The 24604-nt window shown below is 42.6% G+C and carries 24 protein-coding genes and 1 other annotated feature (1 of these 25 running past the window's edge); of the genes, 18 read left to right on the top strand and 6 right to left on the bottom strand.

Annotated elements, in window-relative coordinates:
* Positions 1-100: a binding site (T-box leader), on the top strand; it begins 119 nt to the left of the window's first position.
* A 72-nt stretch (positions 101-172) separates the two neighbouring features.
* The gene (tyrS, locus tag ACIQXH_RS03900) at positions 173-1429 is read left to right on the top strand and encodes a tyrosine--tRNA ligase (protein ID WP_403122170.1); all 1257 of its coding nucleotides are present in this window, start codon (positions 173-175) and stop codon (positions 1427-1429) included.
* 93 nt (positions 1430-1522) lie between these two features.
* Here tyrS and rpsD read toward each other — a convergent pair whose 3' ends face one another.
* Positions 1523-2125: a 30S ribosomal protein S4 gene (gene rpsD / locus ACIQXH_RS03895; RefSeq protein WP_402874922.1), complete on the bottom strand. Its 603-nt coding sequence runs from the start codon at positions 2123-2125 to the stop codon at positions 1523-1525.
* A 481-nt stretch (positions 2126-2606) separates the two neighbouring features.
* Here rpsD and ACIQXH_RS03890 point away from each other — a divergent pair, with 481 nt between their 5' ends.
* Positions 2607-4481, top strand: a complete 1875-nt coding sequence (locus tag ACIQXH_RS03890) for a sensor domain-containing diguanylate cyclase (protein ID WP_402957750.1) — start codon at positions 2607-2609, stop codon at positions 4479-4481.
* A gap of 43 nt (positions 4482-4524) precedes the next feature.
* Here ACIQXH_RS03890 and ACIQXH_RS03885 read toward each other — a convergent pair whose 3' ends face one another.
* The gene (locus ACIQXH_RS03885) at positions 4525-5004 is read right to left on the bottom strand and encodes a GAF domain-containing protein (RefSeq protein ID WP_402957748.1); all 480 of its coding nucleotides are present in this window, start codon (positions 5002-5004) and stop codon (positions 4525-4527) included.
* A gap of 151 nt (positions 5005-5155) precedes the next feature.
* Between ACIQXH_RS03885 and refZ the strand changes: the two genes are divergently transcribed.
* Positions 5156-5812, top strand: a complete 657-nt coding sequence (gene refZ, locus ACIQXH_RS03880; protein WP_402874931.1) for a forespore capture DNA-binding protein RefZ — start codon at positions 5156-5158, stop codon at positions 5810-5812.
* Here refZ and hisJ read toward each other — a convergent pair.
* Positions 5805-6617 carry a histidinol-phosphatase HisJ gene (hisJ, locus tag ACIQXH_RS03875; RefSeq protein WP_402874934.1) on the bottom strand — a complete coding sequence of 271 codons (813 nt, stop codon included), beginning with the start codon at positions 6615-6617 and terminating at the stop codon, positions 5805-5807. The two genes, refZ and hisJ, sit on opposite strands and share 8 nt — an antisense overlap.
* A 168-nt stretch (positions 6618-6785) precedes the next feature.
* Here hisJ and ezrA point away from each other — a divergent pair, with 168 nt between their 5' ends.
* From ezrA to rarD, 6 genes are all read left to right on the top strand, one after another.
* Positions 6786-8489 (top strand): septation ring formation regulator EzrA, encoded by a 1704-nt coding sequence (ezrA, locus tag ACIQXH_RS03870; protein ID WP_402986617.1) that lies wholly within the window; start codon positions 6786-6788, stop codon positions 8487-8489.
* A 320-nt stretch (positions 8490-8809) separates the two neighbouring features.
* Entirely contained in the window at positions 8810-9958 is a 1149-nt protein-coding gene (locus tag ACIQXH_RS03865) for a cysteine desulfurase family protein (protein WP_402957742.1), read from the top strand.
* Positions 9955-11166 (top strand): tRNA uracil 4-sulfurtransferase ThiI, encoded by a 1212-nt coding sequence (gene thiI / locus ACIQXH_RS03860; RefSeq protein ID WP_402874942.1) that lies wholly within the window; start codon positions 9955-9957, stop codon positions 11164-11166. Before ACIQXH_RS03865 ends, thiI begins: the two co-directional genes overlap by 4 nt.
* 82 nt (positions 11167-11248) lie before the next feature.
* Positions 11249-11455, top strand: coding sequence for an alpha/beta-type small acid-soluble spore protein (locus ACIQXH_RS03855; RefSeq protein ID WP_402874945.1), 207 nt, complete (start codon positions 11249-11251; stop codon positions 11453-11455).
* Between the two features lie 148 nt (positions 11456-11603).
* Positions 11604-13187 carry an acyl-CoA synthetase MbcS gene (mbcS, locus tag ACIQXH_RS03850; protein ID WP_402874948.1) on the top strand — a complete coding sequence of 528 codons (1584 nt, stop codon included), beginning with the start codon at positions 11604-11606 and terminating at the stop codon, positions 13185-13187.
* A gap of 373 nt (positions 13188-13560) precedes the next feature.
* Positions 13561-14490: an EamA family transporter RarD gene (rarD, locus tag ACIQXH_RS03845; RefSeq protein ID WP_402874951.1), complete on the top strand. Its 930-nt coding sequence runs from the start codon at positions 13561-13563 to the stop codon at positions 14488-14490.
* A gap of 37 nt (positions 14491-14527) precedes the next feature.
* On the opposite strand, the gene ACIQXH_RS03840 is transcribed toward rarD, so the two are convergent.
* Together ACIQXH_RS03840 and ACIQXH_RS03835 are read right to left on the bottom strand one after the other, a co-directional pair.
* The gene (locus tag ACIQXH_RS03840) at positions 14528-15343 is read right to left on the bottom strand and encodes a protein-glutamine gamma-glutamyltransferase (protein ID WP_403122168.1); all 816 of its coding nucleotides are present in this window, start codon (positions 15341-15343) and stop codon (positions 14528-14530) included.
* Between the two features lie 182 nt (positions 15344-15525).
* A complete protein-coding gene (locus ACIQXH_RS03835) occupies positions 15526-16329 on the bottom strand; it encodes an NAD kinase (protein ID WP_402874957.1) in 804 nt (267 codons plus the stop codon).
* Positions 16330-16532: 203 nt separating this feature from the next.
* Here ACIQXH_RS03835 and sppA point away from each other — a divergent pair, with 203 nt between their 5' ends.
* The 9 genes from sppA (at position 16533) to ACIQXH_RS03790 (ending at position 24210) form a co-directional block, all read left to right on the top strand.
* Positions 16533-17534, top strand: coding sequence for a signal peptide peptidase SppA (sppA, locus tag ACIQXH_RS03830; RefSeq protein ID WP_403122166.1), 1002 nt, complete (start codon positions 16533-16535; stop codon positions 17532-17534).
* A 12-nt stretch (positions 17535-17546) separates the two neighbouring features.
* The gene (locus ACIQXH_RS03825) at positions 17547-18077 is read left to right on the top strand and encodes an RDD family protein (RefSeq protein ID WP_403122164.1); all 531 of its coding nucleotides are present in this window, start codon (positions 17547-17549) and stop codon (positions 18075-18077) included.
* A gap of 103 nt (positions 18078-18180) precedes the next feature.
* A complete protein-coding gene (locus ACIQXH_RS03820; RefSeq protein ID WP_403122162.1) occupies positions 18181-18873 on the top strand; it encodes a DUF2953 domain-containing protein in 693 nt (230 codons plus the stop codon).
* A gap of 15 nt (positions 18874-18888) precedes the next feature.
* Positions 18889-19362: a GerW family sporulation protein gene (gene ytfJ / locus ACIQXH_RS03815; RefSeq protein ID WP_402874312.1), complete on the top strand. Its 474-nt coding sequence runs from the start codon at positions 18889-18891 to the stop codon at positions 19360-19362.
* A gap of 125 nt (positions 19363-19487) precedes the next feature.
* A complete protein-coding gene (tpx, locus tag ACIQXH_RS03810; RefSeq protein ID WP_402957736.1) occupies positions 19488-19988 on the top strand; it encodes a thiol peroxidase in 501 nt (166 codons plus the stop codon).
* Positions 19989-20311: 323 nt separating this feature from the next.
* Entirely contained in the window at positions 20312-21298 is a 987-nt protein-coding gene (locus ACIQXH_RS03805; protein ID WP_402874318.1) for a class I SAM-dependent methyltransferase, read from the top strand.
* 162 nt (positions 21299-21460) lie between these two features.
* On the top strand, positions 21461-22675 hold the full coding sequence (locus tag ACIQXH_RS03800) for an acetate kinase (RefSeq protein ID WP_402874320.1): 1215 nt from the start codon (positions 21461-21463) through the stop codon (positions 22673-22675).
* Between the two features lie 183 nt (positions 22676-22858).
* Complete coding sequence (locus ACIQXH_RS03795) at positions 22859-23701, top strand: EcsC family protein (protein WP_403122159.1); 843 nt, start codon at positions 22859-22861, stop codon at positions 23699-23701.
* Positions 23698-24210, top strand: coding sequence for a MogA/MoaB family molybdenum cofactor biosynthesis protein (locus ACIQXH_RS03790; protein ID WP_402874324.1), 513 nt, complete (start codon positions 23698-23700; stop codon positions 24208-24210). Before ACIQXH_RS03795 ends, ACIQXH_RS03790 begins: the two co-directional genes overlap by 4 nt.
* A gap of 61 nt (positions 24211-24271) precedes the next feature.
* Here the strand turns inward: ACIQXH_RS03790 and ACIQXH_RS03785 are convergent, their stop codons facing one another.
* Positions 24272-24586 carry a hypothetical protein gene (locus ACIQXH_RS03785; RefSeq protein ID WP_402874326.1) on the bottom strand — a complete coding sequence of 105 codons (315 nt, stop codon included), beginning with the start codon at positions 24584-24586 and terminating at the stop codon, positions 24272-24274.
* Between the last annotated feature and the right edge of the window lie 18 nt (positions 24587-24604).

Genomic DNA, 24604 nt, shown 5'->3' with positions numbered 1-24604 from the left:
AATTAGTAGCGACAAACGGGCGACGACCGTTATTCGTCTCGAGCGGAGGGCATATTTTGTCCTCAAGTTGGGTGGTACCGCGAATTTATTCGTCCCTTCATTTATATGAAGGGGCGTTTTTGTATGGTTTTTGCGGAAATTTTCAGGATATATATGAAGGAGGAAAAATGGAATGGAATTACTTAAGGATCTCGAGTGGCGGGGAATCATGTACCAACAAACGGATGAAGAAGGACTCAAGGATATTTTGGATAAAGAGAAGATTTCCCTATATTGCGGGGTGGATCCAACTGCAGATAGCATGCATATTGGGCATTTGCTTCCATTCTTAACATTGCGCCGGTTCCAAAAGCATGGACACCGTCCTGTTGTGCTTGTGGGCGGAGCGACTGGTCTCATCGGAGATCCAAGTGGTAAGAAAGAAGAAAGACAGCTGCAAACGTTGGAAAAGGTTCTTTATAATGCAGACTGCATTAAGGGACAGCTTTCCAAAATCTTCGAATTTGAAGGTGAAAATGGTGCAGTGATGGTTAATAACTATGACTGGATCGGCAAAATTGATATGGTGACGTTCCTGCGTGATTATGGAAAATATATTGGTGTGAATTACATGCTTGCCAAAGATACGGTTGCTTCTCGTTTGGAAACAGGAATTTCCTTTACTGAATTTGCGTACACGATTTTACAAGGCATTGATTTCAACCACTTGTACGACAATCATAACTGTAAGCTGCAAATTGGTGGAAGCGATCAGTGGGGGAATATCACCACAGGACTTGAAATGATCCGCAAGTCGCATGATGAAGAGACAAAAGCATACGGCATGACAATTCCACTTGTAACTAAGGCGGATGGCACGAAGTTTGGGAAAACGGAAGGCGGAGCAATCTGGTTGGATCCAGAAAAAACGACGCCTTATGAATTTTACCAATTCTGGATTAACACAGCGGACGCTGATGTCGTGAAATACTTGAAGTTCTTCACATTCTTGTCACGTGAGGTCATTGAGGACTTAGAGAAATCCATGGAAACCGAACCGCACTTACGTAAAGCACAAAAAGCTTTAGGAGAAGAAATGACACGGATGATCCATGGTCAAGAAGCTCTAGATCAAGCGATCAAAATCTCTGCTGCTTTATTCAGTGGTGACGTGAAGAATCTAAGTGCGGCCGAAATTAAAGTCGGGTTTAAAGATTTTCCAAGTTTTGAACGTGAAAGTGACGAAGATATTTCGTTAGTGGACTTAATTGTAGAAGCGAAGATTTCTCCATCTAAACGTCAAGCACGTGAAGATATCCAGAATGGGGCCATCTCCATCAACGGAGAAAAAGTCACTGATTTACAATATATAGTAAACGAAGAGGCTAAGATTGAAGGGGAATTCATCCTAATACGTCGTGGGAAAAAGAAATACACATTAGTGAAATAAGATAGAGAAAGCCGGCTGAATCCCAGCCGGCTTTTATTTGTATTGAATTCCAAGCATAAAAAAACCCCATCCAAGGATGAGGTTCCGAAGGTATTAACGAGAGTAGAACTCAACGATAAGAGCTTCGTTAATTTCAGCTGGCAATTCAGAACGTTCTGGTAAACGAGTGAATGTACCTTCTAATTTCTCAGCATCGAAAGTAAGGAAGTCAGGAACGAAGTTAGTCGCTTCAACTGATTCTTTGATGATTGAGAAGTTACGTGATTTTTCACGAACGCTGATTACTTGTCCAAGAGACACTTTGTAAGAAGGAATGTCTACGCGTTTTCCATCTACAGTGATGTGACCGTGGTTAACAAGTTGACGTGCTTGACGACGTGTACGAGCTAAACCAAGACGGTAAACAAGGTTATCAAGACGTGATTCAAGAAGAACCATGAAGTTTTCACCATGAACACCTTTGATTTTGCCAGCGCGGTCGAACATTGAACGGAATTGACGTTCAGTGATTCCGTACATGTGACGAAGTTTTTGTTTCTCTTGTAGTTGCATTCCGTATTCAGAAATTTTTCTACGTTGGTTAGGACCGTGTTGTCCTGGTGCGTAAGGACGTTTTTCTAATTCTTTACCAGTACCTGTTAGGGAAATCCCTAAACGACGGGATAGTTTCCAGCTTGGGCCAGTATAACGAGCCATAGGATGACTCCTCCTTCGAATGTTTTTATTTTGGTAAAATAAAAACCGTGTGTGAATGAACAATCATGACCATTTTGTTTTCATGTACCTTCGCCCTAGCAGCAGAGAGTTACGAGATACACCTCTGTATGGAGGAACAAAATGAGAACATAAAGGCTGTCACATAGGCTGCAATATTTTACACAAGGAATATTGTATAATACTCTGCCAAGTGAGTCAAGCGGAATCGGATGATAATTATGATTTAGGTAGAGAATGAAATTCAAAATCTTATAAAAAATACTAGAATAAGGGAGAAATTTCAGGGTAGAAGCGTTATAATAAAGTAATAACCTAAAATGAATATTGTCAATCGTTTCCATTATTTCAGGGAGATATGGTATGATCTTGATTACATGTAGTTCTTTTGGACTAATATTTTTTAAATATTTCGTATTTATAAGTTTGCTTAAAAATAGGCTGTGATATAGGGATGATGGAGATGAAGATTAAAACAGTGCAGTTATTGAATGAATTAAGGATACTTTTCTTTCAGCATATGAAAAGTTCGGAAGGGGACCTCCATTTCCAGAAGTTTTTAGAAGGTTTTTTAATAGAGACAAAAGAGCAGCTTTATATGGAAGAGGTATCTTTCTTTAAATTTGATGAGTGGAAGCTACAATATTATAAAGAGGCTTCGACAGGCAGTGTTGAGGACTATATTATGAAGGCGCCCGCACAGGAACATATTGAGAAGGCAATGAACGAAAATAAGAATGACGAAGCATCGTTTGTATTTATGCCGAAGGATTTCCGAGATTTCCAAACGATCATTCCTCTTTGGGATCAGGGGAAGGTCAACGGATTGATAGCCCTGAAAGAACAGGGGATTTCTTTCAGGAGTCTGACAGAGGAGCAAGGGACTGATTTTGCAGGAGAATTCGCAACCATCTTGAAATCGGCTTTATCAATTTCCAAGATGTCAGTCGAGGAGAAACGGAATAAACGGTTGTTCAAGGTCACGGAAAAGTTCCATTCTTCGATGAATATGGATGCGGTCCTGGGAGAAATCATTTCGACCTTGCATACCGTGTATCCAACCTTTGATTATTTCCTGCTTCTCTCCCATGATAATGATAGTCATGAAAATCTGCCGATTAAGGATCTAGAATATGATAGCGAGAATGTGGCGGCCCTGCAAGCTTATGTAACAGGCACCATACAATTCGATGATCACCCCTCTGACGATCATTCTATCTTATATGCACCTCTAAAAGGTAAACAGGGGGTATATGGGGTTTTGCAAGTCATTGCGCCTAACACGCTCATGTTTCCTGAAAGCGAAATCGAGTTCATTGCGTTATTGGCGAATACTGCCGGAAGTGCCCTGGAAAATGCCCAATTGTATCAGCAATCGAAACGTCTCGTATCGGATTTGCAGTTGATTAACGAAACATCTCACCATTTGAATTCCAATCTACGCTTAAGTGAGACGATGGAGTATATGAAACAGCAAATCATGAAGTCCTTTGACGCAGACCAGACAGGTTTTATCTTGCTTCTGCCAGGGGAAAACGTGAATTTATTGACAGGAAGCTCTGATTTTTTTGATTCAGAGGAATCGGAACTGTATGTATCATTCATGAAAGACAAGATTGATAAAGACAAGGAATCATTATTTATAGGGGACTTAAGCGTGAAATGCCCGGGTGTTGATGTGAGGTATCACTCCCTGATGGCTGTTCCGATGATGGAAAGCAACGATGTTAAGGGGTTTGCCTTAGTATTACACGAAGAACCCTATTTCTTTTCCTTTGAAATGTTCAAACTTTTGCAATCACTCATACATCATTCAAGTTTGGCCATGGCGAATTCCATGCTCCGTGAAGAATTGGAAAAGATGGTCATAACAGATCATCTGACTCGGCTATATTCAAGGAGTTATCTCGATGATAAGATGTCCCAGTCGATGGAAGTGGATGAAGAAGGAACATTCATCCTTATTGACATTGATAACTTTAAGAAAGTGAATGACACGTATGGGCACCAAGTTGGGGATGATATCCTCATCCAGGTTGCCAATCTCATTCAGCATAACATCCGTGATACAGATATAGGGGCTAGGTGGGGTGGCGAAGAAATGGCCATTTACCTCCCACGCATACCCTTGGAAACTGGCGTCAAGATTGCGGAACGTTTAAAAGATAAGGTTGGGGAGGAATCCAGTCCGAAAGTGACCATTTCCTGTGGCGTCTCTTACTGGGCAAAAGAGCAGTTCGATAACGTTAAGGAAGTATTCAAACGGGCGGATGAAGCGTTGTATATGGCGAAGAACTCCGGGAAAAATAGGGTGAATGTAAAGGAATGGCGACTTTAAAAGACGAAGGGGAGTGACATTGTCACTCCCCTTCGTCTTGTTTCTATAAATAGTTGCAAAGGATGTCCGTTAATTTCTCCAACCCTTGTTGATCGCTTTCATCAAATCGGTTTGTGATCGGGCTGTCGATATCAAGCACGCCAATTAGCTTGCCATCCTTCATGAGCGGGACGACTATTTCCGATCTCGTGGCAGCATCGCAGGCAATATGTCCCGGGAATTGATGGACGTCCTCAACCCTCATGGTTTTCCGCTCAGCTGCTGAGGTCCCACATACACCTTTGCCGATTGGAATGCGGACGCACGCTGGAAGGCCTTGGAAAGGACCTAAGACCAATTCGTCTTTTTCGAGTAAATAAAATCCAACCCAATTGATTTCGCCCAAGAATTGGTTGAGCAAGGCGGATGCATTACTTAAGTTGGCAATCATGTTCGGTTCATCTTCGATAAGGGCTATGAGCTGTTTTTGTACGAGCGCATAGTTTTCTTCTTTATTTCCTTGATACATTTCGACATTAAACAAAAGGATTCACCTGTCTTCCGCATTATATTACAGGACTTTCTTGACAAGCCACTGGATGTAGAGAAATTGTCGAGAACTTACTAAAGGAGTTGGCCGGTTTCATACAGAATTAATCCACAAGACTTGTCTCAAAGAAAGCGAGGGATTGCCGATGAATCGCCAGACGCCAACGAAACAAGCTATTGTGGAAGCTGCCCTGCATTTATTTCATTTAAAGGGCTACCATGCAACATCCATACGGGATATCGCCAATAAAGCAAAAGTGAATGCTGCCAATATTGCCTACTATTTCAAGAATAAGCAGGGACTGTTGGAGTTCTGCTTCATTTCCTATTTAGAAGAATACCTTCTAGTCCTTGAAAGGAATATGGAACAACTGGAGATTAAAGGTCCACAAGAGTGCCTGATGAATCTAGTGAAGGATATCCTCACGTTTCAGAGAAAGAATTTTTTGGCGGCCCGATTCATCTATGGGGAATCGTCACTTGATTCCAACTTGAACCGTGAAATTCATTCGACCTATTTTACAAAAGAAAAATCTTACTTTCAATATATTCTGGAACAAGGGATTAAAAGCAGGAACTTCCATTCGGTTTCCATCCCCATGTTCATGTTGCAGTTAAAAGGCCTATTAACAGCGCCGGTCCTTCATACCCATTATGCGATGGAAGTCCTGCATGTGTTCCCTCAGGAAGCCTATTATACGAATCTATATGCAGAGGAAGTCGGTCGGTTCCTGGAAGATACATTATTCATTTCGGAAGAGCTGCAACCCCTGCTAGCGGGAAGACCCGAAATGTTTACTTGAATGAGCCCTTGAATTCCGGAATGAGCGACTCGAAACCCTGTCCTAAATCCTTGGCTTGATGAGCATCGGAACCATAAACGAGCGGGATGCCGAGATCCATGGCCCGTCTGGCAAAGCGCTCCGGAGGATAAGGCTCACCACAAAGTGGTTTTACGAAACCAGCTCCGTTATAATCAAGTGAATACCCCTGTTCCTTGATCAAACCCAAAACTCGGTATACGCGGTCGTCAAAATTGTTTTCAGGCGGATATCGATGCTGGAATTTATGAACAAGGGTAATGTGCCCGATTCGTTTTGGTTTATAGATTCCTAGATCAGCACGAATTGATTTTTCTAAGGTATCGTAATATTTGGCATATACAGCATCGATGGATCCTAATTCGGTCGCAATCGAACGGAATGTAGCATCACTGAAATCGATGCAGTGCCAGTTCTGTTCCTGCTTGATGAAATGGACGGAAAGAATGCTGTCATCTAGGAATTCGCCGACTTCATTGAGGAATTCTTTTGTTTCCTTTTCGAATCCCTCTATAAAGTCAACCTCCAGGCCTCTTTTAATGAGGATTTTGTCTTTGTAATGCTCTTTTAATACATGAAGCTCTTGAAAGTAATCAAGAAGCAGGGTGGGATCCATTCCACTGTCTTTTTCAGGGGTCGGATCTTGAAAACCCGGTGGTAAAGGTGCATGTTCCGTGAACGTAATTTCCTTTAATCCGAGTTCAATTCCCCTTGTAATATAATCATCAAATGTATCCGCTGAACCGTGTGGGCAAAACGAAGTATGCACATGTCTATCAGATTTCATGTTCTTTCCCTCCCATATAAACGGTATTTGTAGCAATTTTCTACAAAAATTATATTTTTCTCGTCAAAAATTATTGCTAACATGGTATCATAAAAGCATTAAATTGAACATTTTTTACATTTATATATAAAAGAGCGTGGCTGTAAGGATTAGAACAGGGGGCTTACCATGGTATTCATATACATACTTGGAATAATAATCGTGTTATTTTTAATTTTCATAGTTTGGGGCTATTTTTACAAAAAGAAATACTTCAAGGAAATCGATCGTCTTGAATCCTGGAAGATCAGTATCTTGCATCGCCCCGTTTTAGAAGAACTATCCAAAGTCAAACAATTGAACATGACAGGTGAAACAGAAGAAATGTTCGAAAACTGGCGCGTGGAATGGGATGCCATCATTACGGATCATATGCCGAAAGTTGAAGAGCTCTTGTTCGATGCGGAGGAATTTGTCGATAAATTCCGTTTCAGCCGTTCGAAAGAGACACAGCGACAAATTACGTTAAAACTCGATGAAATTGAAGAAATGATCAAAAAAATCTTGTACGAATTGAATGAACTTGTTGGCAGTGAAGAAAAGAACCGAGTGGAAATTGAGGACATAAAAGAAACGTATCGCCAATTGAAAAAGACATTGCTTGCCCATCGTCATAATTATGGGAAAGCGGCGGATAAGCTTGAATCCTCCCTTGATGAGGTATTGCAGATCCTCCAGCAGTATGAGGAAGAAACGGTCAATGGGAACTATTTAAATGCGAGGGAACTTGTCCTTTCCATAAAGGAAAAGCTCACTGTCCTGGGTACGAAAATGGAAATGCTCCCTAAGTTATTGGTTGATAGCCAATCCGAGTTACATTCGCATCTTAGTGAATTGAAAGACGGATATCAGGAGATGGCCGGTCAGGGTTATCTATTGAGCCATATCCAATTCGAACAGGAAATCTCCCGTTTGGAGAATGAACTGGACCTATATAAGACACAATTGGAAAATGCAGAAACGGAAGCGGTTGAAACGGGAATCAAGGATGTCAGGGAAAGCATTGAGGTGCTATACGACCTACTGGAGAAAGAAGTGCTTTCCAAACAGTACATCCTGAAGAATGATGAAGTGCTCCGGAATATGATAAATGACCTTGGAGAAGAAATCGATGAGCAAAAAACAGAAACCGTGCATGTTCAAGAAACGTATCATCTCACTGAAAATGAATTGGAAGCACAACGGAAGATGGAAAAGCAAATTGCCCAGATTTCCAAACGCTATCAATTGCTTGTCTTGAAAATTGAAGATAATGTAATGGCGAGCTCGCTGATCAGTGAAGAAATGCAAAGCCTTGCCAAACAGCTGAACGAATTGCAAGAAAGCCAAAAGGACTTCAGTATTAAATTACAGGATTTAAGAAAAGATGAAATGGATGCAAGGGACTCACTGGCCGATTTGAAACGGAAAATGATCGAAACCAGCCGATTGATTACCAAGAGCAATATTCCCGGTCTGCCTGAAGAGTATAAATTGGTGCTTCAGGATGCTAAGGAAAGCGTGAGTGACGTTCAAAGCAAACTGGAGGAAAAACCTCTTGATATGTCCGCTGTCTATATCTACCTAGAAAAAGCCGTTGAACAGGTCAACAAGGTTTATGATAAGGCACATGAACTCATTGAACATATGTATCTCGCAGAAAAAGTGATTCAATTCGGTAATCGGTACCGTAGCAGTCATGAGACGGTTGCTGAAAGCTTGAGACAAGCTGAAGCCAAATTCAGGAGCTATGAGTATCAAGCTGCATTGGAAACGGCTGCCACCGCGATTGAAAAGGTCGACCCAGGCAGCTTACGAAAAATCGGAGCGAATCTAGAAGAAGTTCTTTCCTGAAAACCCGCTATTGCGGGTTTTTTCGTGTGATCACAAAGTAGATGATAGCGAGGCTTGGTTGAAGGCCCTTCAGAACGTTTTTAAATCCCGAGAGGCTTATTTAATCCAGGATGTAATGTCATGCTCCATATAAGCCTCAGGATGGCTAAAAAGCGGAGGGAAAGGATGAAGCAAAGAAAAGATGGGGGTAACTTGTTTACCTAGGTGTTTCCATTCTCTTTCAATTTCAATTATGTTAAAATTAGAAGTTGCAAGTGCAACATATGAAACGGACTAAAGACGATTTACATCATAGATACAAGAACATGGAAGGTGAAACCATGATTTATTTTGATAATAGTGCAACAACAAAACCATATCCAGAAGTGATTGAGTCATTCATAAAGGTGTCTACTGATTATTTCGGTAACCCATCTTCCCTTCATGGGCTTGGAGTGCAGGCGGAAAAATTATTGTCTGCAGCTAGAAAGCAGATGGCTGAATTGCTAAAGGTGAAAAGCTCGGAAATTTATTTCACGTCCGGTGGGACGGAATCGAATAACCTGGCGATCAAAGGGGTGGCACAGGCGTACGCTAACCGGGGGAAACATATCATCACGACGGCCATTGAACATCCATCCGTCGGTGATGCATGCCACTCTTTGGAGGAACAGGGATTTGAATTGACCTACTTGCCTGTCGATGAGCAAGGTCGAATTTCACTCTCCGACCTTGAACTCGCATTACGGGAAGATACGATTTTAGTATCGATCATGCATGTGAATAACGAAGTGGGTTCCATTCAGCCCATTGCGGAGATCGGTAGCTTGCTGAAACGTTACCCAAAAGCGCTTTTCCATGTTGACCATGTACAGGGAGCCGGTAAGGTTGATTTGCCAATAAGGGAAAATAATATAGACCTCTGTTCCATTTCTGGCCATAAAGTTCATGGGTTGAAGGGAACGGGCATCCTTTATATCCGCGATGGTGTCCGGATTCAATCCTTGTTCCATGGAGGCAATCAAGAGACGAAAATAAGAAGTGGCACAGAAAATGTGGCCGGCATTGTCGCTCTTTCCAAAGCTTTTCGCATTAGTATGAACAATCAACAGCTGTATCATGATAAGATGCAACAAATCCGGGATTATTTATACGAGGGCCTTATGAAAATGGATGGAGTCTTGGTAAACAGCCCATTAAATGGGGCTCTTCATATCCTGAATTTTTCCGTGCCCGGTCTTAAGTCGGAAGTATTGCTTCATGCTCTTGAAGCTGAGGGAATAGTTGTCTCGACTACAAGTGCCTGTTCTTCTAAAAAAAGGACGTCAAGCAAAACGGTGGAAGCGATGTTTCATGACTCCGTCCGTTCCGAGAGTGTGATTCGGATCAGCACCACTTATAGTAATCAATTGGAAGAAGCAGAGAAAGTCCTGGCAGCGATCCAGAAAATAGTCGCTAATTTAGAAAAAATAATGAGGGTTGCGAAATGAAATTTGATCATATAATTATCCGCTACGGCGAAATCTCGACGAAGAAAAGAAACCGCAAAGGTTTCGTGGACAAGATGAAGGCACATGTCCGCTGGAGTTTAAAGGATATCGAGGGCGTGCAGTTGACTTCGAATCGGGAACGGATGTATGTCCTGTTAAATGGGGTCGATCACAAGCCGGTCATAGAACGATTGAAAGGGATTTTTGGCATTCAGTCCTTGAGCCCCGCGGTTAAAATCGAACGGGACCTGGAAGTGATGAAAAATGCGGCTTTGTATTATTTGAACAACACACTTGGGGAAGTCGCTACATTTAAAATTACGACAAAACGGTCCGATAAGGATTTTCCATACAATACGGATGAAATAAATCGGGCGCTAGGCGGTCATTTGCTTCGTAATACCGAAGATTTAAAAGTGGATGTAAAAAACCCAGATCTGAATTTACTTGTGGAAGTGCGACGGGAAGCAGTGTATTTAACAGGTGAAATCATTCCAGGAGCCGGCGGTCTGCCATTTGGTTCAAGTGGTAAAGCAATGTTGATGCTCTCAGGTGGAATCGACAGTCCTGTTGCCGGATTCCTATCAATGAAACGTGGATTGGATGTGGAAGCGATCCACTTTTACAGTCCTCCTTTCACAAGTGAACGTTCCCGCCAAAAGGTGATAGACCTCGCAGGGAAGCTTGCTGAAATTAGTGGCAGCATGAAGGTCCATATCGTACCATTCACGGAAATCCAGTTACTGATCCAGAAACAGATCCCGGAGAACTACTCCATGACGACAACACGCCGCTTAATGATGCGTGTTGCGGACAAAATTCGTGAGAAAGAAGATGCAATGGCACTGATCACGGGTGAAAGCCTTGGACAGGTAGCAAGTCAGACGATGAGCAGTATGTATGCCATCAATGAAGTGACGAATACGCCCATTCTTCGTCCGTTAATCACAATGGATAAAACGGAAATCATCAAAATGGCTAGAGAGCTGGATACATTTGAAATTTCGAACCTTCCATTCGAGGATTGCTGTACGGTCTTCACACCGGCAAGTCCGAAGACAAAGCCGAAACGCGAAAAAGTCAATTATTATGAAAGCTTCGTGGACTTCGAAACATTGATTGAAAAAGCGGTGTCCGACACAGAGATTGTGACGGTCCAACCTGGACAGGTTTTCGACGATAATGAAGCGCTGGAAGACCTCTTTTAAAACCCTACAATTACCAATAAATAAGTAGGAATGAAGCCATGTGTTTTAACACACTCTATAATCACAAGGAGGTGAAAAACACATGGCAAACAACAACAGCTCAAACGACTTATTGGTACCTGGAGTAGAACAAGCTCTAGAACAAATGAAATACGAAATCGCTTCAGAATTCGGTGTGCAACTTGGTGCAGATACAACTTCTCGCGCTAACGGATCAGTGGGTGGAGAAATTACAAAGCGTCTAGTTCAAATGGCTGAACAACAATTAGGCGGCGGATTCAGACGATAAGATAATTGAATAAATATGGCTGCAGAGAGCGGGGGTTCCCCCGCTCTCTTTATTTTATTTCAGAAAAAAACATCGTTAAGATATTAAAATGGGGAAGTATCTTGTATAATGAGTAGGTACTAAGAGTTCATGAATGGAGGAGAAGAGAATGAAGCGTGAAGAATTATTGGCTCCGGAACATTACAACTTAGTGAGTGAAATGGAACGTTTTGCATCAAATCCGGAAAAAGTGGCAGTACTTTGGGAAAACGAAACCGGGCACAGAAAACAACTTACATATGAGAACTTATTAAAAAGCGCAAATAAATTCGGTAATGTCTTTATAAAAATGGGACTGGAAAAAGGGGATACGGTTCTGATCATCATCCCTCGTTTAGTTGAAGCGTATCAAGTATATTTAGCCGCCCTTAAAATCGGGGTGGTTGTCATTCCTTGCTCCGAGATGCTCCGTGCAAAAGATTTAAAATATCGGATCAATCACGGTGATGTAAAGGGGATTGTCAGTTATCATGAATACACCCATGAATTCAATGAAATTAAAGAAACAGAAAATCTCTTGAAATTCTCGATAGGACAACAAGTGGACGGGTGGCATGATTTGAATGGATTAGCTGAAGATGAGTCCGAACAGCTTGCTTTGGCTGATACGAAAAGTGAGGATATGGCCTTCTTATCCTATACTTCAGGTACGACAGGAAATCCTAAGGGAGTTGTACATACACATGGTTGGGCTTATGCCCATTTAAAGACATCGGCGGCAAACTGGTTGGGAATTAGCGAGGGAGATGTCGTCTGGGCAACCGCTGGACCCGGGTGGCAGAAGTGGATTTGGAGTCCGTTCCTGGCAGTCCTGGGGACCGGTGCAACTGGGCTTGCATATCATGGGAGATTTGAACCGAAGAAGTATTTGCAGTTGCTGCAGGATTACAAAGTGAATGCCCTTTGTTGTACGCCTACAGAATACCGTCTGATGGCGAAAGTGGATAATCTCGATGATTATGACTTATCTGCTCTCCATAGCGCTGTATCGGCCGGGGAACCGTTAAATCAAAAGGTGTTTGAAGTGTTTAAGAATCATTTTAACATCGAAGTGCGTGACGGATATGGCCAAACGGAAAATACGCTTTTGGTCGGTGTGATAAAAGGCATGGAAATTAAAATGGGCTCAATGGGCAAACCGACTCCAGGAAATCATGTCGAGATCATCGATGATGCCGGAAAGCCATGTCTTCCTGGCGTGGTAGGGGATATCGCGGTGCATGTGGATACGCCTGCCCTCTTCAAAGAGTATTTTAAGGATCCGGAACGCACGGCGAGACAATTTCGCGGTGACTATTATGTAACAGGGGATCAGGCTAAGAAAGATGAAGAAGGTTATTTCTGGTTTGAAGGCCGTTCCGATGATATCATCATCAGTTCGGGGTATACAATCGGGCCCTTTGAAGTCGAAGATGCGCTCATTAAGCATCCCTTCGTGAAAGAATGTGCAGTCGTAGCAAGTCCGGATGAAGTGCGGGGGAGTGTTGTTAAAGCATACATTGTCTTGATTGATAGTGTAGACCCTCATCGTCCAGATTTAATAAAGACGCTTCAGCAACATGTGAAAGACATGACGGCTCCTTATAAATACCCTAGAAAAATAGAATTTTTAAAGGAACTTCCTAAAACGACGTCCGGTAAGATCAAGCGGGTCGACTTACGTAAAATGGAAGAAAGACTCCTGGAAAAGTAGGAGGAAACTCGAACGTCAGCCATTGTGCTGGCGTTTTTTTAGTGAAGCAAAAATGTGGGATTAAATCAAATGAGGTGATACACTTACTGCATATTATGGGAAACTTACGTGCTAAAGAAGATCGGCAAGTTAGGGAGAGGCAGGCTTCTTATGGAAAAATGATGTCTGCAATATTTCCGGGGAAATCGACCTGAAAGGACAATGTTTGCTTTCTAAGTAGGTGGTCCTTGTCGTTTAAGGAAGACAATCGAATCGGAAGGGGAAAAGGGTAAGGGGTAAGTCATCAAAGAAATGAAGGTACAGAAAAAATCGTTCCATTAGAGCAAATTTGAGCGTGACTATGGAATGATGCAAAGGGAAAGAAGGAAAGGTTATGAAAGTAAGCGAACAAAAAGAAGGGGCGATTTATGCAGCCGTTTCTTATATGATGTGGGGCATTGTCCCGATATATTGGAAATTTCTTCAGGGCGTTGGGGCAGCGGAAATTTTAGCTCAGCGGGTATTATGGTCCTTCGTCTTCATGGTGGTTTTATTGGCATTCATGAAAAAATGGCGGGCTTTTGTCGATTATGTTAAAGAAATCCTAGGCAACCCCAAATTATTTGCCGCATTATTGACGGCCTCGCTATTGGTCTCAGCTAACTGGGGAGTGTTCATATGGGCTGTTAACTCAGAACGAATCCTCGACACGAGCCTTGGTTATTATATCAATCCGCTTGTCAGCGTTTTGTTGGGAGTCATCGTCTTGAAAGAAAAACTAAGCCGATCGCAGGTCGTTTCATTCATCCTCGCTGGAATTGGTGTCTTGATCCTTGGTATCCACTTTGGAACGATTCCATGGGTATCGCTCATCCTGGCCATCACGTTTGGACTCTATGGCTTGGCGAAAAAGATGATCAAGGCCGAATCAGCCGTGGGACTGACGCTTGAAACGATGATGGTGACGCCACTTGCGTTGGGTTACTGGATATATTTGATGCTCCATTCAGATTCGCAATTTTTCGCATCCAGCGGAACGAGCCTGATGTTGATGGGTGGGGGAATCGTAACGGCACTACCCTTACTGTACTTTGCGAAAGGTGCAGAGAAGGTGCCTTTGTCCATGCTTGGCATCCTGCAGTACATTGCCCCAACCTTGACTTTGCTCCTAGGGGTGTTCGTATATCATGAAAGCTTTACAAAAGCACACTTCTTGGCCTTTATCTTCATCTGGTCCGCATTGGTCGTTTATACACTTTCCATTACTAAATGGGGAAAAATGGGTGCTGGTAGATTTAAAGGAAAAAGAAATATAGGTGCCTAAAAAAGCGCTTGGAGGGATGATTCCCTCCAGGCGCTTTTTAGGTTAAATAGGTGTTGGAACCTATCTCGCCAACGATCATATTATCGAGTGAATCCGTATCGTCACGTTCACTTTTTATGGAGTAGGGCCGATAAGCGGAACTGTCGATTTGGATAATATGTGTTGTCAGGTAGGCGGAGATCATGGATCCCCAAATTCTGTTACTATTCAATTCGGTAATGATTTCTTGTTGATCGGCGACTCCGATACCATGCGCAAAGAAGAGGTTCTGGCCTAACATGATTGCATTTTCCCCTTGCCATTCCGGGGTGTTCGGAGCAAAGTCCGGATTTTTGAAGTATAAGCAGTCACCAGGTAAATAATCCATCCCCTCATGGACAAGGATGGAAAGATGATGATGATAGTGCCAGTTGTAAAGAAACAGATCAGGAAAAATACGATCGAAATTCTTAGGTCCGATTGAATCCAGTATCGCTTTATAAAATACGACCAATATGGCTGTTCCGCATTCGAAAGAGTATAGTCTGCCGTTTATGAATATGTCATTCAATGCCATGTGTGGAGGGATATTCGGCCAGAGTTCAAAAGCCCGGTCTTTCGTGAGTTGCCAAACTTGTGGATTGCATAGGGAATCTTCGAGGATCGTAAATTCGGCCCCACTTTCCTCTAACAATACGGAAGCCTGAATGGCCTTCATACGTATTTTTAAGTCGAAACGAAAATCTTCCAATGTGTCAAACTCAAAAACGGTAGGATATATGGCCATCAGCTGAATAATGGTTGATAGGTTCTTGTTTGTTATACCGGCTAGCAGCTGGCTAGCGTCGATCGGTTTGTGATTGATTTTAATCATGATGATATCCGCCTTTTGGTGAAGTTAATGTAAGGGGTGTTTGCATATACATGATAATTATATGAGTACTTGCATGAAAGTGTTAGACGACTAGAGTCTTTTCCGGACTTTATCCTTAACAGGAGCGCAATCATAAAAAAGGCTTGGAAGAAACATCCTCCAAACCTGTAAATCTAGGCGTTTTATAAAAAGGTGCGTTTTACTTTTTCCCAATAGGAATTATCCTTTAATTTGACCGTTTTCATGACTTTCTTGCTTAAGCGGATCTTGATTTTCTCTATATTGCGAATACTCAGGGCCTCGTTGTCCAAGCCAATGATCGGGTAGCTTGGCCCGTTTTGCCCAAGGTGGACGGTCAGCGTTCGGTCGCCGCTCAGGATGAAGGACGAGCCTAAGGTCCGGTAGGTATTATTGTTGATCGAAGCGAGTTCACTGACCTGGAAGCATGGTAGAAGCGGATCGACTACTGCTCCATTCACGGACTTATTATAGGCGGTGCTGCCCGTCGGGGTCGCGATGATGATTCCATCTCCGCGCAGTGTTTCAAAATGGATGTGATCAATGAAAATGTCCATGATAAAGGTTTTGATGACGGATGTGCGGATGCTGAGCTCGTTCAAGGCATAGAAAAAGGGTTGGTCATCGAGCTGGATATCGATAACAGGATATTTACGGACCTCGATTTGTTCGTTCGTCATGGCAACGATCATTCTGTTTACGTCTTCCATGTAAAAATCACAATACATGTTCAAGTTGCCTGTGGTAGAAACGCCTGCATATAAACAATCATCCCGAAACCCGGTTTTCCGGACGGCTTGTAGAAAGGTGCCGTCATCACCGATGCTAACGATGATGTTGGCCTTTCTATAATCCTTGACGACTTCAAATGAATATTGTTGCGCCAACTCCGTCAATCTCTTGACGTTCTTTATCATCTGCTCGTTCTGTACATGAAAAAAATAAATATTCCGGCGATTGGTCATCATGATTCCCCCATTAAATATGTATAGTCTTGTTAGGGCCTACTCAATAAAATCAAGGAAAAAGTTGATAGAACAAGATGCCTTGCCATTTCCAATTTGAGGATTATTTGCTACAATTTTAAGATGGTCTCATTTTATCATGGATTGAAACTTTTTTGTTTACAGTTCGTAAGATAAGAGTGATAGAAATTTAAGGGGGAACACATATGAATGGGAAGCGTTGGGCTGCTCTGGGTATCGCAGCCGTTTTATTTTTTGTTTCTATTGGCGTAGGTCTAGCCACCACTTTATTTGCAACCGATACAGAAAGTGTTTTCGAAGATTTTTTTGCGTCCGATAGCGGATTTTACGAAGAAGTCATAGAAGGCGAAGATCCAACCAATGTCATCGCGGTATTGGATGTAGAAGGAACGATTCAGGATACAGGGGAAGCTTCCCTGTTAAGTTCGGAAACCTACAATCACCGGGATTTCATGGACAAGCTGCAAATGGCGGAAGAGAATGACAATATCAAAGGAATTATCCTTCGAGTGAATTCACCAGGCGGCGGGGTTGTGGAAAGCGCTGAAATCTACGACAAAATCCTTGATATTAAAAAGGTGAAAAAGCCCGTATATGTGTCCATGGGTTCCATGGCGGCATCCGGTGGGTATTATATTTCTGCACCAGCCGATAAAATCTTTGCCAGCCCCGAAACCATGACAGGTTCACTTGGTGTCATCATGCAGGGGTACAATTATGAGAAATTAGCCGAGAAATATGGTGTCGAATTTGAAACGATCAAAAGCGGTACATACAAAGACATTATGAGTCCGACGAGGGAAATGACCAATGATGAACGGAAAATCCTCCAAAATATGATCGATAATTCGTATGATCAATTCGTCAAGATCATTGCCGATGGACGTGGCATGTCCGAAAAAGAAGTAAGGAAGATTGCGGATGGGCGGATCTATGATGGACGTCAGGCGAAAGAAGTTCATTTAATTGATGACTTCGGCCATTTGGATGATGTGATTGCTGCCATGAAAAACGATATCGATCAAAAAAATGCGCAAGTCATTCGTTATACAGGTGAAGCCGGATTCGGTTCATTGTTCAGTATGGGAGCGCAAAAAATATTGGGAAATGATGTGGAAACGGCCGTGTTGACAAAAATCCTTTCCTCTTCAAATTCCCCACGCTTGATGTATTTGTATGCGGAATAGGGGGGCTGAAGAATGACGGAACAAAATGATAGCAATGAAAGAATCGTACCATCCAATCTAGCATCGGAGCAGGGACCCATACAGCCAGAACTTTTGCCAGTCCAACCTCTAGAGGATGATGGCGATGTGAAAGTCGTGTATTTTGCCGGTTTTTGGATGAGATTTTGGGCCTATTTAGCGGACTTGTTTGTGATTGGCAGTTTGAATCGCATCTTGATTCACCCCATCTTTAAGTTTTATAATGAGTCAGATAACCTTTGGTTTTCTGCTGAGGCCTTATTGACGGCCATTGTCTTTTTCCTTTATTTCATCCTGATGACCAAATTCTTCAATCAGACATTAGGCAAGATGATTTTTGGTTTGAAGGTAGTGGCCTTGAAGGAAGAGACGATTACCTGGGGTACGGTATTATTCAGGGAATTGTTTGGACGTTATATTTCCAAAGTTACCTGGGTCGGCTACCTTTTGGCAGGCCTATTACCCAAGAAACAGGCTTTGCATGATATCTTTGCGGACACGAGCGTCGTTTTAATTAGAAGATGATGCCCTTTTTAATAAATAAACCTGTCGGACTGGCATTTTAGGTCCAATAGGTTTATTTTTTTTTGACGAGGCCGATAATGAATGGCTGAAAGGGTGTGGATGTGTGAAATGGATTGTAATGATATTGGCCATCCTCATAGCGGTGTTGCTTCTTCTCATTTTCACTAAAATCAGGGTGCATTTTACCTATAAGCGTATTCAAAAAGATGATCTTATCCATATGAAAATGACGGCCTGGCATGGCTTATTGCATTACACATTGAAGGTGCCAGTCATAAAGAAAGACGATGAATCGACGGCTCTCATCGTGGAGAAAGAAACGGACACGATGAATGATACGGAAAAGAAGTCGACGGCCAAGCTTACTCCGGAAGAGTTCATGGATGGTTTAAGCGATATGCGGGCCTTGATCCACCATATAGTTGATTTACATCGGATCATTCGGCACTTCCTCGGGAAAGTCCAAGTGAAAGAGTTTGCATGGCATAGTGTTATAGGGACGAAACATGCTGCCCAAACAGGGATATTAACAGGTAACTGTTGGGCCCTTAAAGGATCGATCATTGGTTTATTGACCACCTATCTGAATTTTCGGGTCATGCCATCCTATACGATTACACCGGATTTTTATCGAAAACAGGCCAATACGTCCATTGCTTGCATATTAGAATTCAGAGTCGGGCAAGCTATACTGACTGGGATAAAACTGCTTCGCTACTGGAAAGGCGGTAAAGTGAAATTCAAGTCTAAGAAATTAGCGAAGCTAACTGGAGATTCCAATAATCAATCGATGTAGAGTGGAGGAATTTAGATGTCTGATCACCCAATACAAGGTTTAATGAAAGAAGCCATGGAGAACTTGAAAGAGATGGTCGATGTTAACACGATCATCGGAGACCCGGTGGAAACCCCCGATGGAAGTGTCATTTTAACGGTTTCCAAAGTGGGCTTCGGATTTGCCGCTGGAGGCAGTGAATTTGTGATCGATGGTAACCATCAAGGTCAACAGGGCGATTCAAAGCAACCATTTGGTGGGGGTAGTGGTGGTGGAGTATCCATTACGCCTATAGCTTTCCTTATTGTTGGTACACATGGCGTGAAGATGATTCATTTAGATGAAGGTACGCATCTTTTAGAAAAAATGATGGATTTAGCACCGCAGGTCGTTGATAAGATCCAATCGATGCTAGCTAAAAAAGATAATAATCAATCAAGGCAAGATAGCGGTCAAAGGAATTCAATGAACATGAACAATCAACAACCTAAACAGGATTTGGATTTCTAATGCGACTCGGCGTCCGCCGAGTTTTTCTTTTTGATGTAAAATTCTAAAATCCAATTAATTGCAAAATTACGATAAAACAAATATCATAAAGCTTGTACATAAAGCATATAAAGGAGGAATTTTTAATGGCTTCAGTTACTTTTAAAAACAACCCGGTCACTTTAGTGGGACCAGAACTTAAAGTTGGGGATAAAGCACCTGATTTTACAGTATTGGCTAATGATTTAACACCGGTTACATTAAACGACTCAAAAGGCACAGTCCGCATTATCAGTGTCGTTCCGTCCGTTGATACAGGCGTTTGTGATGCACAGACACGCAAATTCAATGAAGAGGCTGCCAAATTGGATAATGTGAAAGTATTGACGATCAGCAATGACCTTCCATTCGCACAAAAACGCTGGTGTGCTGCAAGCGGACTCGACAATGTCCAAGTCCTTTCCGATCACCGCGACCTTTCTTTTGGGGAAGCTTACGGTGTTGTGATGAAGGAACTTCGTTTACTGGCACGTTCCGTATTCGTCGTGAACAGCAACGATGAAATCACTTATGTTGAATATGTAAGTGAAGGTACGACTCATCCAAACTATGAAGGTGCCATTGAGGCAGCTAAAGCAGCAAAGTAAGGAATGAGCTCACTGAACCAGGCGCTGATGTGCCTGGTTTTTCTATTGGGTCGAACATCCTAAAAACAGGAAGATTTCCTTATGATGAATAAAGATAGAACCCCTCGAAACCAGACCTTTTCCTCATTCCCCAAAGAAACGCCTACCTGTGAGTTCACTGACGGACATTGCTTCAACCCAATGATAGGATAGCATGTACCGAATGGCTCCAATAAGGAAACATTCTGTCAAATAACTGATGAATGATAAACGGGGCTTACGACTTGTAAGTCTTACTCCTTACCTTTAAAATAAGGACAGAAGCAAACAGGAGGAATAAATAAGTGAAGTCTACCCCAGTTGAAGAACTATTTTATGAATTTGATGAAACAACCAAAATATTGCAAGATGAACTGTCGTGCACGTATCTCGATGCCTTGGGCGAGACCGGAGAGAATTTTTTCCAAGGGAAAGTGATGCAGGAAGAAATCAGTGAAGAATCAAAGAAAAGTTTGATGAAGCATTATGCTGAATTTTCATTGGAAAAGTATGAAAAGGAAGCCATCCGTAAAGCATACCAGCTGGCCATCCTTAAAGGCATGCAACAAAGCGTACAACCTAACCATCACATGACACCGGATGCCGTCGGGATTTTTGTCAGTTACTTAGTCGGCAAATTCACGAAGGATCAAAAAGAGATCGTCATGCTCGATCCAGCTGTTGGGACAGGAAACCTACTCTTTGCGATCATGAACCAGTTGACCGATAAAAACATGGCGTCATTTGGTGTGGAAATCGACGAAACCTTGATCAGACTTGCATATGCCGGGGCTAATCTTCAAGAGCATCCCTTATCATTTTTCAATCAGGACAGCCTAGAGCCGCTTTTCATTGACCCAGCGGATGTGGTAGTCAGTGACTTGCCGATTGGGTATTACCCGAATGATGTCCGTGCAGCGGAATACGAACTGAAGGCAGAAAACGGCCATTCCTATGCACATCATCTATTCATAGAGCAAAGTGTCAAACATGTGAAAGATGGAGGATATCTATTCTTCATTGTCCCGAATAATTTATTTGTCTCGGAAGAAGCACCTAAACTCAATGACTATTTGAAAAAAAATACTCACATTCAAGGAATGGTGCAGCTTCCGCTTACCATGTTTAAAAACGAAGCGGCTGCCAAGAGCATTTTAATCCTTCAAAAGAAAAAGGATGGCGTCGAGGCTCCTAAGAAAGCCTTGTTGGTACAACTTCCGAAGCTATCTGACTTCGATGCGACTAGGTCGGTCATGAACCAGATGGACGATTGGTTTAAGGAAGAAAAATAAAAACAAAAGCTGATGCCAAAAGGCATCGGCTTTTGTTTTTAGAAGATAAAGAGTTTTTTAAATTATTAAATTTTTTATTGGTGGAATCCATTTGCCATGATAAGATATATACATTATATACTGCACGTTTGTAGACTAGCTTAGAGTAAAGGAGCAGGATGGATGTCTAAAATTATGGCTATAAACGCAGGCAGCTCTTCTTTGAAGTTTCAGCTTTTTGAGATGCCTAGTGAACATGTTATTACGAAAGGTCTTGTGGAAAGGATCGGTTTGAAAAACTCCACATTCACCTTGAGTGTTGAAGGCGAGAAGATTTCTGAAACGTTACACATCCCAAATCATGAAGTGGCTGTCGGGCTTTTACTAGAAAAACTGATTCACCACCAAATCATACACTCTTTCGAAGAAATAGATGGCATGGGCCATCGAGTTGTGCATGGTGGTGAAGTGTTTAGCGACTCCGTCTTAATCACAGAGGAAGTTATAGAAGAAATCGAGAAGCTTTCGGATTTAGCTCCCCTTCATAATCCTGCCAATATAACGGGCATCAAGGCGTTTAAGCAAATATTGGGTGAAGTGCCGGCGGTTGCTGTCTTTGATACGGCCTTCCATCAAACCATGGAACCCAGTTCGTATATGTATAGCTTGCCATTTGAGTACTATGAGAAATACGGTATCAGGAAATATGGATTCCATGGTACATCACATAAATATGTTTCCCAACGTGCAGCGGAAATGATAGGAAGACCGATAGAACAGTTACGGTTGATATCCTGTCATTTGGGAAATGGCGCTAGCATCACGGCCATCGAGGGAGGAAAGTCGATTGACACGTCGATGGGATTCACTCCATTGGCCGGCGTGACGATGGGTACACGTTCAGGGAATATCGATCCAGCTTTGATTCCTTACATCATGGAGAAAACGGGGACAACGGCAGATGAAGTACTGGATGTCTTGAATAAGAAAAGTGGGATCCTTGCACTGTCTGGCTTCTCCAGCGACTTACGCGATATCCAATTGGAAGCCGATAAAGGAAATGAGCGGGCTGAGCTTGCGCTAGAAGTATTTGCTGGCCGCATTCATAAATACATAGGTTCTTATACAGCAAAAATGGGCGGCGTGGATGGAATCATCTTTACGGCCGGCATTGGTGAAAATAGCCAGGACATCCGGGGGAGGATCTTGGATGGACTTGAATTCATGGGAGTTTATTGGGATGAAGACCTGAATCGTACCTCTGGTGAGGAAGCCTTCATCAATTCCCCATTTTCCCCGGTGAAAATCATGGTCATTCCTACGAATGAAGAAGTCATGATTGTCAGAGATACGATGAATATCACAATGAATGAAAGTTTAGAAGATATGCTTTCCTAGAAGAAAAAAGCCTCCATGCCCATCAAGGGAATGGAGGCTTTTTTACGTGCGGATTTGCCCGGAGTTCTGTTTAGATGTTGATTTTCGGTTAGGTTGTATGCTGCTTCATATTCTTGAAAAGCTGTGCCGTATGGTATACTTAAAGGGAGAATCCACCAATTCTTTATAAAGGAGGCTTGTTGCATGGAATTCACAAATCGGGACATGAAAACTTGGAATGAAATTAGTGAATGGCAAGATAAACTGAACCAATATAATCCGACAGACCTGGCATCATTATATGATAAATGGCTAGAGCAAAGTTTTTCACGGTTGCCTGAAGATATTCAACAACATTTTTTTGAAAAGCTTGATACTTGGTTATTTCACTTGCATGCGATGGTACAGAGCTCATCCATTCAAATAGACGCAAGAGACCGCATTTTGGCCTCGGCACGCGTATTCAATGATGAGATTGAGGAGATTAAGGATATACACCTTTTAACAATCGACCAGTTGAACTACATAGCGAACCAGCATATTGCGAAGCATCGTTTATATTCTTTTGTGCAGGGAGGAATAAGCGGTCGTGGAGGGTTGCTCCTACTGGGAAGTGATATCCCGGCCATGACCGTCATTAATGTTCGAACCGTACAGCTGATAGCGATGTCTTATGGTTTTGAAGGGAATACACCCTTTGAAATGATGATGGCCTTAAAGGTATTCAATGCAGGGGCGATGCCTAAGCGGCTCCAAGGAGTGGCTTGGGAAGAATTGGTCCGGGAAATTCAGACTGCGGAAGATGAATATTGGTATATGGGAATAGAGGAGCTGACGAATCCAAAGTGGATGGAACAGCCATTAAAGCAATTATTAAAAGCTGTATCCATCACGGTTTTCAGGAAAAAACTATTGGGCGGCGTTCCGCTTATCAGTATGGCCATTGGCGCCGGGGCTAATTACCAAATGACGAAAGATGTCAGTGAATTCGCCCAGAAATTCTATCAGTATCGTTATTTACAGGGAAAGAAGGCCGATGAAGAATGAGTGTCAAGGAACATAAAAAGGCCACTACGGAGCCGATTCGATGCAAGGTGATCACGGTCAGTGATACGCGAAACGAAGAAACGGATAAAAGCGGATCCTTGATGATGGACCTCCTAAAATCACAGGGCCATGTAGTGACAGAATATGAAATCGTGAAGGACGAACGGGGTGCAATCCAAGAGGCGATTACGGCCGGCGGAAAAAGCAATCAAGTCGATGCCATCCTAACCAATGGCGGTACAGGCATCGCAAACAGGGATGTCACGATTGAAGCGGTAAAAGAATTGATGACTAAAGAGATACCCGGTTTTGGTGAGCTTTTCCGTATGTTGAGCTATCAAGAAGATATCGGATCGGCAGCCATCCTATCAAGGGCGATTGCTGGAGTGGCATTTAATAAAGCGATCTTTTCGACTCCTGGTTCATCTGGGGCGGTTCGCCTTGCGATGAATAAACTAATACTTCCGGAATTGGGCCATGTTGTCGGCGAAATTCGGAAGGATACATAAGGAAACGGACAAAAAAAGCCCCGGTTTTAAAAACCGGGGCTTTTTTTGCATGGAAATGGGCTTAATTATGCATCTTTTCACTTATCCCCTGATCGGTCCGATACCAAAGCCAAAGATCATTTATCACGGAAGCCAGTTCGGAGATTTCCGTGTTGAGTTGGCATGACAAGACAAAATTACTTTCATCAGAGAGCTGTGTCTGTTTCCGATTGATAATGGCTTCCAGCTCCTGTATACGGTCCGGGATATGACCCCGGATAGTTTCCCAGTGTGCGAGTATGCGGTGCTGCTTTCCTTTAGAGTATTCATCCCATTCCATGGGGAGGTCGGGGATGGAGATTCCAAGCCGTTCATCATACGTAAAAAGTTCTTTCATAATGCCTCCTGTAATCAC

Origin of the sequence: Peribacillus sp. NPDC097225, assembly GCF_044761955.1 — a bacterium.
GTDB lineage: Bacteria > Bacillota > Bacilli > Bacillales > DSM-1321 > Peribacillus.
Note: the sequence above shows the minus strand (reverse complement) of the source record. Positions and strands in the feature narration are given on the sequence as shown.

What these genes read in the sequence shown, in the direction of transcription:
- ytfJ (WP_402874312.1), top strand. Translation starts at nt 18,889, where the DNA reads ATGTCTGATCACCCAATACAAGGTTTAATGAAAGAAGCCATGGAGAAC.
- hisJ (WP_402874934.1), bottom strand. Translation starts at nt 6,617, where the DNA reads ATGAAATCTGATAGACATGTGCATACTTCGTTTTGCCCACACGGTTCA.
- rpsD (WP_402874922.1), bottom strand. Translation starts at nt 2,125, where the DNA reads ATGGCTCGTTATACTGGCCCAAGCTGGAAACTATCCCGTCGTTTAGGG.
- ACIQXH_RS03800 (WP_402874320.1), top strand. Translation starts at nt 21,461, where the DNA reads ATGTCTAAAATTATGGCTATAAACGCAGGCAGCTCTTCTTTGAAGTTT.
- ACIQXH_RS03795 (WP_403122159.1), top strand. Translation starts at nt 22,859, where the DNA reads ATGGAATTCACAAATCGGGACATGAAAACTTGGAATGAAATTAGTGAA.
- ACIQXH_RS03785 (WP_402874326.1), bottom strand. Translation starts at nt 24,586, where the DNA reads ATGAAAGAACTTTTTACGTATGATGAACGGCTTGGAATCTCCATCCCC.
- thiI (WP_402874942.1), top strand. Translation starts at nt 9,955, where the DNA reads ATGAAATTTGATCATATAATTATCCGCTACGGCGAAATCTCGACGAAG.
- rarD (WP_402874951.1), top strand. Translation starts at nt 13,561, where the DNA reads ATGAAAGTAAGCGAACAAAAAGAAGGGGCGATTTATGCAGCCGTTTCT.
- ezrA (WP_402986617.1), top strand. Translation starts at nt 6,786, where the DNA reads ATGGTATTCATATACATACTTGGAATAATAATCGTGTTATTTTTAATT.
- ACIQXH_RS03825 (WP_403122164.1), top strand. Translation starts at nt 17,547, where the DNA reads ATGACGGAACAAAATGATAGCAATGAAAGAATCGTACCATCCAATCTA.
- ACIQXH_RS03840 (WP_403122168.1), bottom strand. Translation starts at nt 15,343, where the DNA reads ATGATTAAAATCAATCACAAACCGATCGACGCTAGCCAGCTGCTAGCC.
- ACIQXH_RS03790 (WP_402874324.1), top strand. Translation starts at nt 23,698, where the DNA reads ATGAGTGTCAAGGAACATAAAAAGGCCACTACGGAGCCGATTCGATGC.
- ACIQXH_RS03855 (WP_402874945.1), top strand. Translation starts at nt 11,249, where the DNA reads ATGGCAAACAACAACAGCTCAAACGACTTATTGGTACCTGGAGTAGAA.
- ACIQXH_RS03865 (WP_402957742.1), top strand. Translation starts at nt 8,810, where the DNA reads ATGATTTATTTTGATAATAGTGCAACAACAAAACCATATCCAGAAGTG.
- mbcS (WP_402874948.1), top strand. Translation starts at nt 11,604, where the DNA reads ATGAAGCGTGAAGAATTATTGGCTCCGGAACATTACAACTTAGTGAGT.
- tyrS (WP_403122170.1), top strand. Translation starts at nt 173, where the DNA reads ATGGAATTACTTAAGGATCTCGAGTGGCGGGGAATCATGTACCAACAA.
- sppA (WP_403122166.1), top strand. Translation starts at nt 16,533, where the DNA reads ATGAATGGGAAGCGTTGGGCTGCTCTGGGTATCGCAGCCGTTTTATTT.
- ACIQXH_RS03890 (WP_402957750.1), top strand. Translation starts at nt 2,607, where the DNA reads ATGAAGATTAAAACAGTGCAGTTATTGAATGAATTAAGGATACTTTTC.
- ACIQXH_RS03835 (WP_402874957.1), bottom strand. Translation starts at nt 16,329, where the DNA reads ATGATGACCAATCGCCGGAATATTTATTTTTTTCATGTACAGAACGAG.
- tpx (WP_402957736.1), top strand. Translation starts at nt 19,488, where the DNA reads ATGGCTTCAGTTACTTTTAAAAACAACCCGGTCACTTTAGTGGGACCA.
- refZ (WP_402874931.1), top strand. Translation starts at nt 5,156, where the DNA reads ATGAATCGCCAGACGCCAACGAAACAAGCTATTGTGGAAGCTGCCCTG.